This is a genomic window from Psychrobacter sp. JB385, from assembly GCF_900163785.1.
Classification (GTDB): Bacteria; Pseudomonadota; Gammaproteobacteria; order Pseudomonadales; family Moraxellaceae; genus Psychrobacter.
Genome location: NZ_FUKN01000012.1, coordinates 15,816 through 34,565, shown reverse-complemented (window position 1 = coordinate 34,565; position 18,750 = coordinate 15,816). Strand labels below are relative to the sequence as shown.

Here is an 18,750-nt window from a genome sequence, read left to right as displayed (position 1 = left end):
TATCTTGCCGAGAAGTTTATTAATTTAAACGAATCTTACATTGAGATTTCAGGCAGTACTCTTTCTATCCTCATTAAGATTTTATTGATTTTTTCGTAAACAAAACACACAAGGAGTGTCGTGTGAAAAAACTATCCTATCTGGCTCTTGGCCTGTCTGTTTTAACCCTTACCGCCTGTAACAATGCAAACGAAACTGCAAGTACAGATGCAACTGCAACTGGCGGCAGTGAGCTAATCGCTCCTTCACGTCCAGAATGTATTGCACCAGCAAAACCAGGTGGTGGTTTTGACTTGACCTGTAAGCTTGCTCAAGCGGGCCTGCGAGATACTGGCGTCTTAACAGATCCTATGCGTGTCACTTATATGCCAGGCGGCGTTGGCGCAGTTGCGTATAACAAAATCGTTGCGAATGATCGTGATAATGGTGATGCTATCGTTGCTTTCTCTACCGGCTCTATCCTTAACCTATCACAAGGTAAGTTTGGTAAATTCACTGAAAAAGATGTGAAATGGCTAGCAGGTGTTGGTACAGATTATGGCGCTATTGCGGTTAATGCTGATTCACCAATCAAGGATCTAGCTGGACTGGTTGCCAAATTAAAATCAGATCCAAAATCTATCAGCTTCGGTGCTGGTGGTAGTGTCGGCGGTCAGGATTGGATGCAAACAGCCATTTTAGCCAAAGCCGTTGGCGTGAATCCTAGCGACATGACTTATGTGGCGATGGAAGGCGGTGGTGAAGCCATTACAGCCGTTATGGGTAATCACATCACCGTTGTGAGTGCAGGTATTGCTGAGATTATGCCACAAGCCACAGCTGGTAAATTACGTGTATTGGCAGTCTTTGCAGATGAAAGACTGGGCGGTAGTATGGCTGATGTCCCTACTGCAAAAGAGCAAGGTTATGATGTCACTTGGCCTGTGGTTCGTGGTTACTACATGGGACCAGATGTGAGTGCTGGCGCCTATAACTGGTGGAAAGATGCCTTTGACAAAATGCTTGCTGATCCAAAATTTGCTGAAATACGTGAGCAGCAAGAATTATTACCATTCTCTATGACTGGAGAAGAGTTACAAGAATACGTTTACAAGCGTACTGGCGAATTACGTGAATTGTCTGCTGAGTATGGCCTTGTTGGAGCGGAAGAACCAGCCAAATAATTCTATTAGGATTTAATACCCTTATTGAACCTTAGAGGTGTTTGGTATTTCGAAAGGCTGGCAGGATACCTATCTGTCAGCCTTTTTTCCCCATAATTCAAGGAGTGCTCCTTATGACAATGGAACGTGTGTTTTCTGGGCTGATGGCGCTAGTAAGTCTATTTCTAGTCTACTTAGCCACTAGTTATGTTGCCCCCATTGCTTATGACCCGATTGGTCCTCGCCCTTACCCTATTTTAATTTTTTCTTTGTTGGCCTTTGGCGCTTTAGTGGTCGCTTTTCGTCCTGCAAGTTTTACTAAGCCGATTGATTTGGGATGGAGCAAACCCATCATCAGAAATTTGGCGCTTTGTACCTTGGCCTTATTGGTTTATAGCCTTATTTTTGAGCCCTTAGGCTTTATCGTTTCTACCATTTTGATGTCTTTTGCAGTAGGCCTACTATTTGCAGGTAAGCCACTTAAAACCCTAATTTTTTCAGTTGTGATCAGTATTGCCTTATACGCTTTATTTGACTTAGGTTTAGATGTCATTTTGCCACTCGGAATATTATCAGGGATTATAGGATAGCCAACATGGATACTTTTGATTTTTTAATGCATGGTTTCGCTGTCGCATCTACCCCACAAAACTTACTGATTGCACTTATCGGCGCGTTTTTGGGTACGATTGTCGGTATGTTGCCGGGTCTTGGCCCTATCAACGGGGTGGCGATATTATTACCTTTTGCTTTTGCACTTGGGTTACCACCAGAGAGCGCACTGATTCTACTAGCGGCTGTTTATCTGGGCTGTGAGTATGGTGGACGTATCTCTGCTATTCTTATCAACGTACCTGGTGATGCGGCTGCCATTATGACGACGCTTGATGGCTATCCCTTGGCAAAGCAAGGAAAAGCCGGTATTGCGCTGTCTTTATCCGCTTTTAGCTCCTTTATCGGTGCCACTATCGCTACCATCGGTGTGGTATTGTTTGCGCCTCTATTAGCCAAATGGGCCATCTCTTTTGGACCTTCTGAGTACTTTGTATTGATGGTATTTGCCATCACTTGCTTGGGCGGTTTAGTGGGCGACCAACCTGTTAAGACTGGTATTGCCGCTTTGATTGGTTTGGGTCTCGCAACCGTTGGTGTTGATGCCGTTACTGGTATCTACCGTTTTACGTTTGATTCGGTCAATTTATCAGATGGTATTCAGTTTACAACCATCGTTATTGGTTTCTTCAGTGTGAGCGAAATTCTAATTCTGCTCGAAAGAACCACCACTGGACACAAGGTGATCGAGCAAGGTAAACGTAGCTTAGTGAACTTTAAAGAATTTATGTTCAGTCTAGGTGCGATGTTACGAAGCGGCGCGATGGGCTTTGTCATTGGTATTCTACCTGGTGCAGGCGCAACTATTGCCAGTGCCATGACGTATGCGAGTGAACGTAAAATCGCTGGTGAAACGGGTACTTTTGGTGACGGTGATCTACGCGGTGTTGCTTCACCAGAAGCAGCAAACAATGCCTCAGCTTGTGGCTCATTTGTACCGATGTTGACGTTAGGTGTACCAGGTTCTGGTACAACAGCCGTTATGATGGGTGCATTGACCTTGTATAACATTACGCCAGGTCCGCAGCTATTTACTGAGCAACCTGATATCGTTTGGGGTCTTATTGCCTCTTTGTTCATCTGTAACGTTATTTTGTTAGTGATGAACATTCCTTTGGTTGGCTTATTTGCAAAACTGCTTGATGTACCAAACTATGTCTTAATACCTGGCATTGCCGCAGTCAGCTTTGTTGGTGTGTACTCGATTCACAGTACAACGTTTGATTTGGTATTCATGGTAGCACTTGGTGTATTTGGTTATTTCTTACGTAAGCTAAACTTCCCATTATCAGCCCTCATTTTAGGCTATGTATTGGGTGAGCTTATGGAGTCTAACTTAAGACGTGCCCTATCCATCTCTCAAGGTGAACTGTCTATCTTGTGGAGCAGCCCTATCACTATCGTTTTATGGATACTTGCAATCTTGATGGTATTTATGCCAATCATCCGCAGCATTTATCGCAAGCGTTTTAAGAAGACTGCTATTTAATCTATAACCAGTTTGTTTAATGTTTCTCCGGCGGTGGTCATACTCTATGTATGACCACCGTTTTTTTTATGCAGTATAAGTATGCGATTTTTCTATTGGAGTACTGAGTATAAACAGTACCTGCACAAGCCGTGAACTGGCGCATATTTACCCACGTTTTTTAAAATATAGGCTTGGGTATTGAGTCCAAAAATATCTTATTGGCAACTTCTGCCTCTATCGTTTGAAATTCAAAAGTTAAAAAATTTAGTAGTCGTAATTTGACTAATTTTTAATAATAGGCAGTATCTACTTTCATTTATTATGACTATCCATTACAAAAAACTCCTTTTAATCTCAAATTAATACCGTTTGTCGTTACAGTCATCTTACCGCTTGCTTTCTAGTCTTTATACCTAATGAAGAGCGTTCAATGCCATATCCAGTATAGTGTTAACTCTAAATATATTTCATAACTTCAAGATTTTAATAGAAAAATAATAAGTGAAATATAAACAAACTGCTGACACAGTATCCTTTCTATGCAAAATATATTCTAATATAAATCAAATATTTAACGTGCAATTGTGTAAATTCTGTATTACAATCGAGTAACAAAATAGACAGACGGTTCATATTATCGATAGACGGTTTATATTCGATATATAAAAAATACTCATCTATAGATAAATCCTTTGTGGTTATGAACCAGAGACATTAAACAAATGTTATTTATAGCATGCAATGCCGCACTACTTGATCCTCACTTGAATTGTTCTTATGCATCGTCTAAACACACTGAACACCCACTGGAGAGTTACCATGCAATTTAATAAAACCCTAATGACGGCTGCCTTACTAACTATTGGCGGATTTGCCGCTATTTCTGCGAATGCATCTGGTAAGAAGGAATCTGAGTTTACTATTACGACGACAATTACTTCTGTTTGCGAGGTAAATGCTTCTGCTGCTGCTATCAGTTTTACAGATGTTGCTGCTGGCACCTTAGGCACCGATATTGCTAATAAAAAATCTGCTGGAGATATTTCAGTGAAGTGTTCTAATGATGCACCTTACGTTATTAATCTATCGTCTAAAGGTAACTCCACTAGTACGACTGGTGAAGGTCTTATGACTGGAACATTAGGCGACACCATTACTTATCAGTTAAATTCTGATGCGGATGGTACAGTTTGGGGGAATACTGGCGCTCTTGGTGCTGATGCCGAAGGTAATGGCATTGCTGGTACAGGTAAAGGTGTGACTACACCTCTTACTCACTCTGTATATGCCACAATCACAGGTAGCACTGACGTGAAGCAGGATACATATACAGATACTATTGTTGCTTCCGTTATCTACTAATACCCATGCTAAATCTCTGCCTACGCTATATCGTAAAATCCTTGTTAGCCTCAAGCTTGCTATTGTCATCTAGTTTGACAATAGCAAGTGGCTTGCAGGTATCCCCTATCTCTTTAAGCTTACAAGCCCGCGAGAATGCCAGTGGCCTGACCCTTAGTAACTCCGGCAACGATAAGGTACGTGCGCAAGTGCGTGTATATCAGTGGTCACAAGACGATCAAGGCGATCAGTTGACACCCTCTCGAGGACTGCTCGCCAGCCCGCCGATGATTGAGATAAGTCCGGGTGAAAAACAACTGATCCGAATTATCCGTGCCAAAGCACCACCACAAGGGGCAGACGCTGTCGAGGATGCTTATCGTGTCTTGGTGAACGAGCTACCCATCAAGTCTGATAAACAAACGACAGGGTTACAATTTGCGCTAAGCTACTCTCTGCCCGTCTTTGTGCAGCCTGTTGGCGTCACGAAGACCAGTCCACAATTGCAGTGGAGTACTCATCTGCAACCTGATGGCAAAGAGATAAAGCTTCGTGTAAGTAATCGTGGCAACGGCCGTGCTCAATTGGCTGGTCTAAGCTTTGTGGATACAGCAGGTAATAGTACGGTTATTAATCCAGGGCTGCTAGGGTATGTACTACCTGGTGCCACTATGAATTGGACGCTGAATATACCGTCTTCTGTCCTGACATCGGGTGGTAAATTCAAGGTTATGATGAATGGTACTCAGACAACGCCAGACGTCACGATGGATACGTCCACTCGTTAATGCAATATTTCTACAATGCGTGGCAGTATCTGCTAGCCACGCTGTAGAATCAAATGACATTGCTGCTATAGAGACTGACAATACTGAACTCTCCCAACTTAACCTAGACAGCTACCGCTCTGATGATGAAGCTGGACTAGATCTCTATCTAGAGGTCACGCTAAATGGTGCCAGTGTAGGTTTGACGCATTTTTACTACCGTGACGACAAGCTTTGGGCAAGTACCAAAATTTTGCAAAAACTTGGCTTTATCATTCCCTCCGATGCAACCGACATTATAGCGCTCAATAGTTTACCTAATCTAAAAATTGACTATAATGCTCGCCAGCAAACACTCAAACTTGTCGCACCTTTAGCCATGCTCAATTTGGACACTACCGTCCGCAGTACACGCACCAACAAGCGTCCGCAGGCCACTGCTTCTCCTGGCATATTACTCAATTATAATGTCTATGGCACGCAAACTGAAAATAGTGCCAAAAGTCTTAGCGCTTATACTGAAATACGTGCTTTTAACAAGCACGGTGTGCTCAGCTCGACGGCACTTACAACCGCCAATCATGCGTCAGGCAGTAGTGATAATAATTGGAATAATCGAAGCGTTCGTCTAGATACCAATTGGAGCCAGTCTTTTCCGGACAAACTCATTACCGTCCGTGCAGGTGATATTCTTACAGGCGCGCTATCATGGACACGATCGACGCGTTTGGGTGGACTTCAAATCGGTACCAATTTTGATCTTCAACCCTACCGCTCAACCACGCCATTGCCTTTATTTTTTGGTGAAGCCACATTGCCATCAGCAGTAGAACTCTATGTAAATGGTCTAAAACAATACAGTGGTGACGTACCTGCTGGTCCATTTGAGCTCAATACCGCTCCTAGCTTTAGCGGTGCAGGTACTGCTCAGCTAGTCGTAACTGACGCACTAGGACAATCTACAACACTGAATTTCTCTTTATATGATGCACATCGCTTGTTGCAACCTGGGCTTTCTGACTGGTCGGTGGAGATTGGTGCTGTGCGTGAGAACTATGGCATTCATTCTTTTGATTACAGTGATGATGTGGCAGCAAGTGGCACATGGCGTTATGGCGTGAATAACCGCTTTACCGCAGAAACACATGCCGAAGTGACCAGTGGTCTCAGTAATGCAGGGGTTGGTGGTACGTGGTTACTTGGTAGGTCAGGCGGTATATTGTTTGTCTCATTAGCAGGCAGCGAAAATCGGAGCCAAAGCGGATTGCAATACAGTGCAAATTATTCATGGAATAATAGTCGTTTCAATATTGGTCTCGGAGCTACCGGTACTAACGGCAATTACCGCGATGTGGGTACGCAATACGGCTCTGCCCCTGCTCGCCGAAGTGAGCAAGTCTCAGCGGGTTATAGTACGCAATCTTTAGGACGTTTTGGTGTCAGTTATAACCAAGTAGCACAAGTTGAGCGCGAGACCACACAATTTGCCAGTGCCTATTGGTCGAAGTCATTTGGTCGACGACTCAGCTTAAACGCCAATTATAATCACGATGTCAATGATTCCAATAATAACAGCGCTTTTTTGAGCGCCTCTTTTTCCCTAGATCGTAATATCTCACTGAATAATAGTGTGCAGTACACCGATGACAGCACTGTCTTTGCAACTGATATATCACGGCCTGCGCCAAGTGCAAGTGGCTTTGGCTGGCGAGCACAAGCGCAGCACCGTCTAGAAGAGAGTGCTGATAGAGACGACAGTACAGGTGGTCTTGCAGAGTTAAGTTACCTTGGGCGTTATGGCCGAGTACAAGCAGGTATCAGTAGCAATGCCAACAACCGTGCAAGCTATGCGAGTGCTAGCGGTGCGCTGGTTAAAATGGGCGGTGGTCTGTTTGCGGCGCGTCAAATCAACAACGGCTTTGCTGTCATCTCAACAGGAGGCATTGCCAATGTGCCAGTATTATTGCAAAACAGTCCTATTGGTACGACCAATAGCCGCGGCTTATTATTGGTATCACCACTGAATGCTTACCAAGACAATAAAATCGGTATTAACCCCTTAGAGCTGCCTGCTGATTTACGTATCGATAAGGTGAGTATCGATGCCACACCTACAGATCGCGCAGGTATATTCGTTACTTTTGGCATCACGCCAGTGCGCGCAGCCTCTGTGCTTCTAACAGACAGTAGTAACCAACCACTGCCTCTTGGCAGCCAAGTACGGTTGATGACCAACACAGAAGTACCCTCGACTGTTATTGGTTTTGATGGCGAGGTATATCTCGACACGCTCGATGAGCACAATGTACTTGAGGTGACGACGCCCTCTGGTGAGATTTGCACTGTTGGATTCGATTATTTCAAGCAAGGTGATGAGATCCCTCTCATTGGTCCTTTCATTTGTCAAAAGGAACAACCATGATAAATATTTTTCAATGGCGTTACAGCTTCTTGGTAATACCAGTCATATTGTGGTTGTCGATAAATAATGCACAGGCTGACACTACTTGCACAGCAAGCATGAGTACGAATACTGTCAATATCAGTAATACTATTACTCCAGTCAATGCCAACGATGCCCAAATTACTGCCACTTTAAACTACAGCTGCACTAACAATACCGAATCGAGTAAATATGTTTCGGTCTGCCTTGGGGTTGGTAATAATGACAATGGTACTTCTCTGAACCCACGCTATTTGACTGCATCCAATAATGCTAAGCTGGCTTTTGCTATGACATTGCCAGATGGTTCGTTCTGGGGAGAGGATAATGACTCTGTTTACCAGCCGCCGCCCTTTTTTATTGCTTCCAATGCCACGTTTACCGACAGCCTCGTTATTAAGTTCGCTTTGTTGCCAGGCTTTGGCAATACATTAGCCATGCAGGGCGTTTATAGTAATGATTTTAGCGGTAATCACACAATACTAACATATCAATCCACCGCCGATTCAACGCCAATTGGATGCGAAACGGAATCTTATCAACAAAGTCAGTTCCCATTTAAAGTACAGGCTACTGTTGTTAATGCGTGTAAGATTAACGCTACCTCTAATATTATTCTTGGTAGCCATCCAGCAAGCGCAACCAGTTTTACAGGTAGCAACAACAGCGCAATTGATATGACCTGTACCAATGGCTCGCCTTACAATATTGGATTAGCGCCCTCTAATGGCAATATAAATGGTCAAGGTGTTATGATTGATACCGAAAGTGGAACCCATCAACTTCCCTATCAATTATTTTCAAACCCGACGGACACTATATGGGGTAATAACGGCAACACCTATGATACGTTAACCAATGGACTCCTTGGTACAGGCAGTGGTACTGTGCAACTGCATACCGTCTACGTGACTGTTCCAAACGCTGATGTTAAACCTGCCAGCTACTCTGACACAGTGACCGTTAATGTAAATTACTAGTCGGCTTGTTGCTGATATTGAAATATTCGTTTAGAAAGTAATGCACTATCATGTGCTAAAAAAGCCGAGACTCAGGCAATAAGTGTCGGCTTTTTTATGTTGTACATATTGATCAATATGAGTGAGCTTAACAGTTACTGCTTTGCTGCTTCAATCTGAATGGTCAAATCAACCTTTTCAGTGATACCTAGTAAGGTATATTTACTGATTCCCCATTTTGTCCGATCAATAGTGGTTGTAAAGTCACCGCCACACACCGATTTTTTCAATATATAACTGAAATAGCAGTTAAACTTTGTGGCCGTTAAAGTCACTGGATTGGTCTGACCATGTAGCGTGAGCATACCGTCTACTTTGGTGACTGCTGGACGATTTTTATCCATCTGAAAATGCCACTTGGTGGACTCAAAACGAGCCATTGGAAATTTTTCGATATCAAAAAAATCTGCACTTTTAAGCGCTATATCAAAGGCTTTGTCACCTGTCATCAAACTGTTCAAAGGAATGATAAGCGAGACATTGCCTATATTGGCCACTGGATCGTACTCCAACTGACCTGTTAAGTTATAAAAACCACCCGTGTTGGTAGAGGTTTTGAAGTGGTCGATCGCGAAGCGTACATTAGTATGCGTGGGATCTATATGATAGATAGCAGCATGACTACTACCCACCACCCATGCGCTCAGTAATAAACCAGTGAGCGCTTTATGATAAAAGCGTATAGTGCTTAAAGATAAAAATCGGTACATGATGACATTCCTTTGTGGTAGTACAGTTTGGGTCAATCACATCCTATGTGATGGTCAGTCTCTCCATTTGATTATATAGCACTGACACGATCAGACTTCATGAATAAGTATCGTCCTGTCATTACAATTGAACCAGTATTACTGACACTCTCGCTTCTCTAGCTAGCTTATTTTTCGGTAGTAGCACTTGGTTTTCCACTTGGCACAAGCCATTTGGCAAACCAACCTGATAGGTCGTCCATCAAGGTATAAACCACTGGAATCACGACCAAACTCAATAAGGTAGACGTCACAAGCCCGCCCAACACAGCTGCTGCCATCGGACGTCTAAACGTAGGGTCAGCATCTCCCCAACCAAATACCAATGGCAACATACCTGCACCCATCGCGATGGTCGTCATAATGATGGGACGCGCACGTTTACGACAAGCATCGACAATCGCCTCAAAACGTGCCAAACCACGACGCTGTGCAATCAGGGCATAATCGACCAGTAAGATAGAGTTTTTGGTTGCGATACCCATCAGCATAATAAAACCAATCATGGATGGCATTGAGAGACTACTATTAGTAATAACCAAGCCCACAAAAGCACCGCCAATCGAGAGAGGCAGCGCCATTAAAATAGTAAATGGTTGCAATATACGGCCAAATAGCAAAATAAGGACGCCTAAGATACAAACCACCCCTACCGACATAGCGATGATAAAACCATTAAATAGCTCCGCCATGTTCTCTGCTTGACCTTGATCAATAATCGTAATCGATGACGGCAATGTCTGCATAGCAGGGACCGCTTTGACTGCTTGCACCAAATCCCCAAGCTCGCCATTTGCCGGCTGAACCGTAATACTAATCGCACGCTCTCGATCAAGCCTGCTGATCTGTGCAGGCCCTGTACCAAAATCAAGGTCAGCGACCTCGCCTACACGCACACCTTGTCCTGCTGGTGCAGCGCTAGGAACGTATAACCCTTCTAATTGACTGACGTTTTGCTTGGCAACATCTGGCAGACGAATAACGATAGGAATCTGCCGTGTGTCTAGATTGAGTTTGGACAAGCGCTGTTCATAATCACCAACGGTCGCGATCCGTAATGTCGTTGCGATATCTTGCGTGGTCACGCCCTTATCTGCCATTGCAAGCCTGTCTGGCGTAACAGTAAGCTCCTGTCGCGGCAAACTGCGGTCACTGGTCACTGAACCTGCACTAGGCAATGCTCGAATCTCCGACATAACTTGCTGAACAGTCTGTTCAAGTAACTGCGGATTGGTACTGGTCATAGAGAAGTTATAACCACTCTCACCGCCACTTGATAGACCAACGGTAAAGCGCGCACCAGGTACTGCTGACAACACACGACTAATTTTTCGTTCAATCTCTTGTTTAGATGCTCGCTCGGCTCTTGGCGCCAATACAATATCTAATCCTGCGATATTCTCTGCTTTGCTGCCACCACTTGAGCTTGAGTCCATCGTGGCCTGTGCTTCGCCAATGGAAGAAAAAATATGCGTCACTTCAGGCATCGCCAAAATACGCTCGCTTGCTAGCGCAGCAACTCGCTCAGTATCTGCCAACGCTACATCAGGCGTCAGTTCAATCTCCACACGGGTTTGATCGATATCATTATCAGGAATAAAAGACGTGGGCAATAACTTCACCAGTGTTAAAGAAGCCACAAATAATATCAGTGTTGCGCCTATCGTGATCCAACGATGATGCAGTGTCCACCCTACTATTTTAAGATACCAACCCATCAGCGCGCTTTGTTTTTCAATATGCTTTTTTTCTGGGCGCAGGATATAAGCGGCCATCATTGGTGTGATTAAACGTGCCACCATTAGTGATGCAAAAATTGATAAGGCTGCCGTCCAGCCAAACTGGCGAAAGAACTGCCCCACAATCCCGCCCATAAAGGCTGTGGGCAAAAACACTGCAATCAGAGTAAAGGTAGTAGCGACGACCGCTAAGCCAATTTCATCAGCGGCCTCCATCGCTGCTTCATAAGGCGTCTTGCCCATACGAAGGTGGCGGATGATATTCTCAACCTCGACGATCGCATCATCAACCAATACGCCAATCACCAATGACAATGCCAGTAGCGATATGATATTGAGACTGAAGCCAAACAAATACATACCTAAAAAAGTAGGTATGACAGACAAAGGCAACGCAACGGCGGCCACGATGGTGGCTCGAATATTGCGTAAGAATAAAAAAACCACCACGACTGCTAATAGACCACCTTCAATCAGCATACGTAACGATGCATCATAGTCTTCAGAAATGGGCGTCGCTCGATCGTAGACTTTTTCAATAGTGATGTTGCTTTCATCTGCTGTAAGCTTTGCTAATTCTGCATCGACCAGCGCCATCACATCAACCTCACTGGCACCTCGTGATCGAGTGATATTGAATGCTACCACTGTTTTATCGTCCAGCTTGGCAATAGAGCTTGGATCAGCAGCGCCATCTGTGATTTGTGCCATACGACCCAGCGCTTGCGTACCCCCTGTCGGCACGGCCACTTGCAAATCATTCAGCTCACTAGCACGTTCAACCGCGCCAAGCACTCGAATAGTCTGAGTGGTTTTGCCCACTTCGGCCTCACCGCCTGAGCTGTCTTGCTGAATACCTGCTATTTGATCCGACAATTGGGCAATCGAAAACTTCAAACCACTGAGCGTTATTGGATCAGCGGCAACAGTGATTTCGCGTTGCAGTCCGCCAATACGGCCGACCGTACTGACACCCGGAATATCCGAAAGACGTTTGGTAACGGTATCGTCCACAAACCAAGATAAGTCCTCCACACTCATGTTTTCGGCAGAGACAGAGTAAGTCACCACAGGGAACCCAGCGGTCGAGACTTTCGTAATGATAGGGTCATTAGCCGCTGCTGGCAGGTCGCCACGTACCTCTCCGACCGCTGACCGCACATCATCCACGGCTTCTTGAATATCTTTTTCTAACACAAACTCAGTCACCATAGTGGCCGCGCCCGTTTGCAACGTCGTTCTGATGTGCTTGACGCCTTCAATACTGGTGAGCTTATTTTCTACCTTTTTTGCAATATCGTTTTCCAGCTGCGAAGGAGCAGCACCTGGCAAGGTTACGGTGACCACGACCGCTGGCAAGTCAATATCTGGAAATTGCTGCACCTTCATTTTCATAAAGCCATAGATGCCGCCCAACGTCAGCAGCACAAACAGCAAAATAGCAACCAAAGGGTTTTTAATCGAATAAGCGGAGACGTTTAAGCTCATACGCGCGCCTGCGTGGCTGTGCCAGTTGAGTTATTGGTGGTATCCGCTTGATTGTTGGCTGGATTCGTAGCGGTAATCAGACGAACCAAATCGCCATCGTTTAAGAAACTACCACCTTGCTTCACAACTTGGCTATCGTTAGGTAGCGGCTCTGTGATCGCCACATTGTCTCCAAGTCGTTCGCCCAACGTCACTCGCTGCTGCTTGATACGACCCATGGTCTTACCGTTTTGCGTCGTTATGTTGGTCACCAGCATCACATAATCGTAGCCATCATTACTCACGATGGCGCTGTTCGGTATGGTTTGCGTACTGGTACTACCCAATAGGAATTCTCCTGTTTGGAACATGCCTGCACGTGCTTTGGTATTGTTGGCCAAACTGGCATAAATGGTGATTTGACGATTGTCAGCGGCGGTCGGGGCAATACGCGTCACCTGTCCCATGACTGAATCACCACCTGGCAAACTGACACGTACTGGTGTACCGATAGCAATGTCGCTGACCAGCTTGGGATCAATCTCCGCGCGCCATTCCAAAACGCCGCCTTTGATAATCGTAAATAATGGCTCACCACCAGCGACCATACCAACTTCAGCCATTTTTTCACTGATAACGCCACTGACAGGCGCAACCACATTGGCATTTTTTAATGTCAATTGCTGATTGCTCAGACGCGCTTTTGATGCCTGCAATGCAGCGCGAGCTTTTACCTCAGCCGTACGATAACGATCCGCTTCTTGTTTGCTGATCGCATCGATATCTATCAGTGGCAGAACGCGGACAGCATCAGCGCTAGCATTGGCAAGCGTTGCTTGCGCTTCTGCCACATCAGCTTCTGCCTGTAAGACTTGCTGCTGCATGGCCTCTGTATCAAATATGGCCAATACTTGACCCACTTTGACGCGATCACCTTCTTCAACCAGTATTCGCTCAATAGCAACGCCATTTACTTTGGCACTGACATTCGCTGTGTCTTTGGCATTGATCGTTCCATCAGCACTCAAGGTCGCCCCAATATCGTCTTGATTTGGCGTCACTGTTTCTACCGATAATACAGCTGGCTCTTCACCAGAAGCACTATTGTTTGCGCCCTCATTTTGTTCAGTGGCAGGGGTTGCTACCCCATCCGCACCTGCTTTATCATTACCACCCCAATACTTGCCAAGTAAAACACCAACAATAAGCACTCCTGCCAATACGGGCAATAACCATAGTGGCATTTTTGCAGAGGGCTTGTAAGTGTTGGCGTCAGACTGACGATATGGTGGTAGCTCAGAATCAGATGATGACTTGTTGGGTTCGTTAAGATCGCTCATGGTCACTCTCTATAAATACAGGCAATAATAAAACTAAAAGGGTCAATGTAGGCACACTAGGCAGCGCATATTCATCCGTTATCGTGGTAATGCTATTAAGCTATTAAGAACCATACATACTAACCCATCACTTTATAGTGATGCATTTTGTTTTATGTTCCTAATATTGACAGTTGTTATAGCCGTTCTCTTCTGACGACGCGATTACTCACATTCATGTCACGCGTTGGTATAACGACTCGCCTCCGGCATCCAGCGATGAATAAGCTGACTGACATCGGCTTTACGCGCGGGGTCTGCAATCAAATGCTTGGCTAAGCGCTGGGCAATGGCAAATAGCTGCTCATCACGGATGAGGTCGGCCAAGTAATATCCGACATTACCCGTTTGACGTTTGCCCAAAAGCTCACCCGGACCACGCAGCTCTAAGTCTTTTTGCGCAATGACAAAACCATCTGTGCTATCGCGCAGCACATTTAAACGCTCCGTCCCCGTCTCGGACAAGGGTTTTTGATATAGCAACACGCAATAGCTCTTGGTCGAACCGCGCCCCACTCGACCACGCAACTGGTGCAATTGCGACAATCCCAAACGCTCCGCATTTTCGATAACCATGAGCGACGCATTGGGCACATCGACCCCCACTTCGATGACAGTGGTGGCAATCAGTAAGTCCAGACTGCCCGCTTTAAACGCTTGCATGATGGCTTGTTTTTCAGCAGACTTCATTTTGCCGTGCACTAGTCCAATGCGAATATCTAGGCGCTCATTTAAATCCTCATAGGTCGCTTCAGCAGCTTGCGCGTCCAGCACACTAGACTCTTCTACTAGCGAACAAACCCAATACGCCTGCCTGCCCGCTTCGCAGTTAATGGCAATGCGCTCGATCACATCGTCACGGCGATTGCGATCAATGGTGACCGTCGTAATAGGCGTTCGTCCAGGTGGCAACTCATCAATGATTGAGGTGTCCATATCACCATACACACTCATCGCCAGCGTACGCGGGATTGGCGTGGCGGTCATAATTAATTGATGCGGTGTGCTATTGGCAACCCCTTTATTGGTCAAGGCCATGCGTTGCTCGACGCCAAATCTATGCTGCTCATCAATAATGACCAAGCCCAATTTGGCAAACTGTACCTGCTCTTGAAACAGCGCATGCGTACCGACTACCACCTGTACCGTGTTGTCGCTCACCGCTTCTAATGCTTCACGGCGCTGCTTTGCCGTTTGCTTACCAGCCAGCCAGCCCACCTTAATGCCCAATGGCTCAAACCAGTTTTTAAAGTTGATCAAATGCTGCTCTGCCAGAATCTCTGTCGGTGCCATCACCGCTACTTGCCAGCCACTATCAAGTGCATAGCCCGCTGCCCCTGCGGCAACCAACGTCTTACCCGCACCCACGTCACCTTGCACCAACCTAAGCATAGGGATTGAAAGCGCCATATCGGCAGTGATATCTTTCATCACTCTTTTTTGTGCACCTGTTAGCTCAAACGGCAATGCACCAAACAACGCATCGGCAAGCGGGCTGTTGGTCGCACACTTAGGAGCTTTATGCTGATGCAACTGCTGACGACGGTATAGTAAGCTGAGCTGATGGGCTGCCAACTCTTCAATGATCAAACGCTGACAAGCTGCATGTGTACGCGCACTCAATTGAGCCAGCAGCTTATATTGTTGACGAGCATCCGTGTAAGTGGGCGGCGTGTGCAGTAATACCAACGCTTCAAATATCGTCAAATTATAGACATTGCTATTGGCTACTTTAACTGCTTCAGGATTGGCACTTTGGTGATCAGCATCAGCCGCAGAATAAGCTTTATGGATATTATGGTCTGGCACACTACGTGCCAAGGTAGAAAAGATATCTTCTGAGTACTCTGTCTCTGTCACCAATGACTTTGTCGGTTCAAAAGGCACCAATGGCAAATCCGCAACCACCGAAAAATCTGCCGCCGTCAATAACGTCATTGGCAAACCTTGACTGCGAACGGTTTGTAAAGCCAGTTTGATCAGTGTGCGCAGTTTATTTTGATGTAAGCCCTTGACGCTGGGATAAATGGGCTGCAAACCTGTGTTCGTCACAGCGATACCGTCCGTCATGATTTGATATTCAGGATGGCTCATTTGTTTACCATAACGGCTCACCTTAACTTCGCCAAACAGCTGTAGCCCCGTCCCCAAACTCATGGTTTGGGCAAGACCTGGATACACTTTAAAAAATCGCAAAGAGAGTGTACCAGTGTCATCATCTATCACGACAGTCATTCCGCTGCGTTTATTATCAACATGCACGACCCGTCCCGTGATTAATGCGGATTGTCCATGCTCAACCTCAGCAATGGACAGCGAGCGGCTTCGATCCTCGTAATCTCGAGGCAAATGCAGTAGCAAATCAAACACGCGCTTGATGTTCAATTGCGCCAACTGTTCGGCGACTTTTGATCCAACACCTGCCAGCGCAGTCACTGGCATGTCGAGCGCTGAGACAGACAAGTCAGGTCTAGTATAGTCTGCTGAATGAATGGACGAGTGACTAACAGGCATCGACGATCCTAACAATATGATGGATAAAGGTAATAGGTTTTTCTATATAAGATACATCTTACCGTAATTCATGGGCTAAGCGAATGTGATGCTGCTTGCCGTATTTTTTAAGTTGGTATGATTGCTTATTGTCACCTATTTAGTGATACTGCTTCATAAATATTCAAAGACAAATCAGTCATTTATATCATAGCAATAACTGATGCCTTCTTTTCTACATTATGACCATTATATAAGGTCTTTTTTATGTTTGCTCCCATCTATCGTCACTACCAGCGTCATGCAACGCTAATACGTCTGAGTATACTGTCAATGTTGGCATTACCTATGAGTGCTTGTAGCACACTAAACCCTGCAACGACTGATTCTGCGTCTTTGACAAAGGTCATAGAGACACCAAGGGTTGCTTTGGTATTGGGTGGCGGCGGTGCGAAAGGCTTTGCGCACGTTGGTGTCATTAAAGCATTAGAAGAGCAAGGCATTACCCCCACCCTCATCGTCGGTACCAGTGTCGGCAGTTTGGTCGGTAGCTTATATGCCAGTGGCTATACACCCGCCCAGCTTGAACGCTTGGCAATAACCACGCCTGACAGCGAATTGACCGATTTTGTTTTATCCAACCAAGGTTTTGTCGAAGGCATCAAACTTAAAAACTTTATCAATGCCAAGGTGGGCGGGCAAACCATTGAAAACTTCCCCATTCGTTTTGCCGCCGTTGCTGCCGAAAAGCACACCTTAAAAAAAGCAGTGTTTACCACAGGGGACGCAGGTCTCGCTGTACAAGCGTCCTGTAGCATTCCCAACATCTTTATCGCCCCTCGTATTCCCGAAACCGTCGGCAAAAAATATATCGATGGCGGTGTCGTAAGCTTAGTGCCAGTGGATAGTGCGCGTGATTTGGGCGCTGATATTATTATCGCAGTTGATGTGACAACCGTTGAAACGCAAAAACAGACGTCTGATGCAAACAAACTGCCCACGTTAAACTCCCTCAGCAGCGTTTGGGGATTTATGGAAAATAGTATCGCGACACAGCCGAATAATACTCACCGCTCATCCATGCGTCAGGAGCGTGATCGTGCAGATATTGTGATTACTCCTCAGGTTTCTCATATCAGCTCAATTGATACCAGCCAACGTAGTGCCCTTATCACTGCGGGCATGCAAGCCACTACACCACAAATCTCTGCGATCAAACAGCTTATCAAACAAAAATCAGCCAGCAAATACGCAACTCTTTGATTTATACCTTAACAGTGCTGCTAGAAACCCCAGACGTTAAAAAGCACCGCAGCGATCCACTGTGGTGCTTTTTATAGTCAAATAAGTACAGTATTAATGACAGTACAATGCGCCCTCACATCCAATACTTAACTTATTTAACGCGTGCGCGATATTTCACCACGACCGTGTCGTTAAGACCAACGCCTTCGAGATCCCAGCGCACCGCTTTATAATACTTCAATGGAATTTCCTGCAATTGATTGTCTACTTTTCCACGCAGCGGCATACGAGCAAAGGTATTGCCATCGGCACTGCCATAAGGAAAATCAGGAGACACGGTTTGCAGGAGTTCTACTTGTTCAGGGATACTCATCGTTACGGTCATTTTGCGGACTCGATCCGCATTGGTGTTGGTAAAGTATCCTTGATATTCCAAGACATTACCTGACTGCAATCGTGTACTGGCATTAACAGGAACCAAGACTTCTTGACCATTTGCATCGGTGCTGATCAATGAGGCTGTAATCTTACTATTGACAGCTTGCGCACTTGAGCGATTGTTCGTATTGGCCGCTGATTGCATGGCAACCGAACCATCAACAGCTTGCTCTGGCGTTGGTAACATTGCCGACGCTTGCGTCACTACCATTGCACCGATAAGGGTACCAGCTACAACGTGAAACAAGCGATGTCCGCTCCAAGCACTAAATGGACTAGCAAATTGGTTACTTTTTTTCATGGTTTTCATTATCCCTAGTTAATATATCGGTAAAACGCGGCTGGTGAAGCTTGAATCGCTTTTAATATATTTTGGACCGTGTAGAGACCTCATTGTCGCTGTAAAGATCTGTGGTTTGGTCAGTATCGGCAAAATAATAGTGTT

General features: G+C 45.5%; 13 protein-coding genes. 8 read left to right on the top strand and 5 right to left on the bottom strand.

Translation table 11 applies throughout. The features are described 5' to 3' along the window. The first annotated feature begins 122 nt into the window (after positions 1 to 122). From CZ794_RS06485 to CZ794_RS06455, 7 genes are all read left to right on the top strand, one after another. Positions 123 to 1,163, top strand: coding sequence for a tripartite tricarboxylate transporter substrate binding protein (locus CZ794_RS06485; RefSeq protein ID WP_087040837.1), 1,041 nt, complete (start codon positions 123 to 125; stop codon positions 1,161 to 1,163). Between the two features lie 113 nt (positions 1,164 to 1,276). Continuing rightward, positions 1,277 to 1,732, top strand: a complete 456-nt coding sequence (locus CZ794_RS06480; protein ID WP_087040836.1) for a tripartite tricarboxylate transporter TctB family protein — start codon at positions 1,277 to 1,279, stop codon at positions 1,730 to 1,732. Positions 1,733 to 1,737: 5 nt separating this feature from the next. Continuing rightward, entirely contained in the window at positions 1,738 to 3,243 is a 1,506-nt protein-coding gene (locus tag CZ794_RS06475; protein ID WP_087040835.1) for a tripartite tricarboxylate transporter permease, read from the top strand. 801 nt (positions 3,244 to 4,044) lie between these two features. Further along, a complete protein-coding gene (locus tag CZ794_RS06470; RefSeq protein ID WP_179207263.1) occupies positions 4,045 to 4,587 on the top strand; it encodes a spore coat protein U domain-containing protein in 543 nt (180 codons plus the stop codon). Positions 4,588 to 4,679: 92 nt separating this feature from the next. Then, positions 4,680 to 5,354 (top strand): molecular chaperone, encoded by a 675-nt coding sequence (locus CZ794_RS06465; protein ID WP_256958899.1) that lies wholly within the window; start codon positions 4,680 to 4,682, stop codon positions 5,352 to 5,354. After that, positions 5,305 to 7,755 carry a fimbria/pilus outer membrane usher protein gene (locus CZ794_RS06460; RefSeq protein WP_087040832.1) on the top strand — a complete coding sequence of 817 codons (2,451 nt, stop codon included), beginning with the start codon at positions 5,305 to 5,307 and terminating at the stop codon, positions 7,753 to 7,755. Before CZ794_RS06465 ends, CZ794_RS06460 begins: the two co-directional genes overlap by 50 nt. After that, positions 7,752 to 8,756 carry a spore coat U domain-containing protein gene (locus tag CZ794_RS06455; protein WP_087040831.1) on the top strand — a complete coding sequence of 335 codons (1,005 nt, stop codon included), beginning with the start codon at positions 7,752 to 7,754 and terminating at the stop codon, positions 8,754 to 8,756. Before CZ794_RS06460 ends, CZ794_RS06455 begins: the two co-directional genes overlap by 4 nt. Positions 8,757 to 8,890: 134 nt before the next feature. On the opposite strand, the gene CZ794_RS06450 is transcribed toward CZ794_RS06455, so the two are convergent. The 4 genes from CZ794_RS06450 to recG form a co-directional block, all read right to left on the bottom strand. After that, a complete protein-coding gene (locus CZ794_RS06450) occupies positions 8,891 to 9,505 on the bottom strand; it encodes a YceI family protein (RefSeq protein ID WP_087040830.1) in 615 nt (204 codons plus the stop codon). Positions 9,506 to 9,672: 167 nt separating this feature from the next. Further along, entirely contained in the window at positions 9,673 to 12,771 is a 3,099-nt protein-coding gene (locus CZ794_RS06445; RefSeq protein WP_087040829.1) for an efflux RND transporter permease subunit, read from the bottom strand. After that, on the bottom strand, positions 12,768 to 14,090 hold the full coding sequence (locus tag CZ794_RS06440; RefSeq protein ID WP_087040828.1) for an efflux RND transporter periplasmic adaptor subunit: 1,323 nt from the start codon (positions 14,088 to 14,090) through the stop codon (positions 12,768 to 12,770). The genes CZ794_RS06445 and CZ794_RS06440 overlap by 4 nt, the downstream gene beginning before the upstream one ends. A gap of 219 nt (positions 14,091 to 14,309) precedes the next feature. After that, complete coding sequence (gene recG / locus CZ794_RS06435; RefSeq protein ID WP_087040827.1) at positions 14,310 to 16,643, bottom strand: ATP-dependent DNA helicase RecG; 2,334 nt, start codon at positions 16,641 to 16,643, stop codon at positions 14,310 to 14,312. 246 nt (positions 16,644 to 16,889) lie between these two features. Between recG and CZ794_RS06430 the strand changes: the two genes are divergently transcribed. Continuing rightward, positions 16,890 to 17,885, top strand: a complete 996-nt coding sequence (locus CZ794_RS06430) for a patatin-like phospholipase family protein (RefSeq protein WP_256958898.1) — start codon at positions 16,890 to 16,892, stop codon at positions 17,883 to 17,885. Between the two features lie 133 nt (positions 17,886 to 18,018). On the opposite strand, the gene CZ794_RS06425 is transcribed toward CZ794_RS06430, so the two are convergent. Next, a complete protein-coding gene (locus CZ794_RS06425; protein WP_087040826.1) occupies positions 18,019 to 18,606 on the bottom strand; it encodes a hypothetical protein in 588 nt (195 codons plus the stop codon). Between the last annotated feature and the right edge of the window lie 144 nt (positions 18,607 to 18,750).

Excerpts from the sequence above, each read along its gene's own strand:
- CZ794_RS06480 (WP_087040836.1), top strand. The coding sequence starts at position 1,277 with ATGACAATGGAACGTGTGTTTTCTGGGCTGATGGCGCTAGTAAGTCTA.
- CZ794_RS06425 (WP_087040826.1), bottom strand. The coding sequence starts at position 18,606 with ATGAAAAAAAGTAACCAATTTGCTAGTCCATTTAGTGCTTGGAGCGGA.
- CZ794_RS06475 (WP_087040835.1), top strand. The coding sequence starts at position 1,738 with ATGGATACTTTTGATTTTTTAATGCATGGTTTCGCTGTCGCATCTACC.
- CZ794_RS06450 (WP_087040830.1), bottom strand. The coding sequence starts at position 9,505 with ATGTACCGATTTTTATCTTTAAGCACTATACGCTTTTATCATAAAGCG.
- recG (WP_087040827.1), bottom strand. The coding sequence starts at position 16,643 with ATGCCTGTTAGTCACTCGTCCATTCATTCAGCAGACTATACTAGACCT.
- CZ794_RS06445 (WP_087040829.1), bottom strand. The coding sequence starts at position 12,771 with ATGAGCTTAAACGTCTCCGCTTATTCGATTAAAAACCCTTTGGTTGCT.
- CZ794_RS06460 (WP_087040832.1), top strand. The coding sequence starts at position 5,305 with ATGGTACTCAGACAACGCCAGACGTCACGATGGATACGTCCACTCGTT.
- CZ794_RS06440 (WP_087040828.1), bottom strand. The coding sequence starts at position 14,090 with ATGAGCGATCTTAACGAACCCAACAAGTCATCATCTGATTCTGAGCTA.
- CZ794_RS06470 (WP_179207263.1), top strand. The coding sequence starts at position 4,045 with ATGCAATTTAATAAAACCCTAATGACGGCTGCCTTACTAACTATTGGC.
- CZ794_RS06455 (WP_087040831.1), top strand. The coding sequence starts at position 7,752 with ATGATAAATATTTTTCAATGGCGTTACAGCTTCTTGGTAATACCAGTC.
- CZ794_RS06430 (WP_256958898.1), top strand. The coding sequence starts at position 16,890 with ATGTTTGCTCCCATCTATCGTCACTACCAGCGTCATGCAACGCTAATA.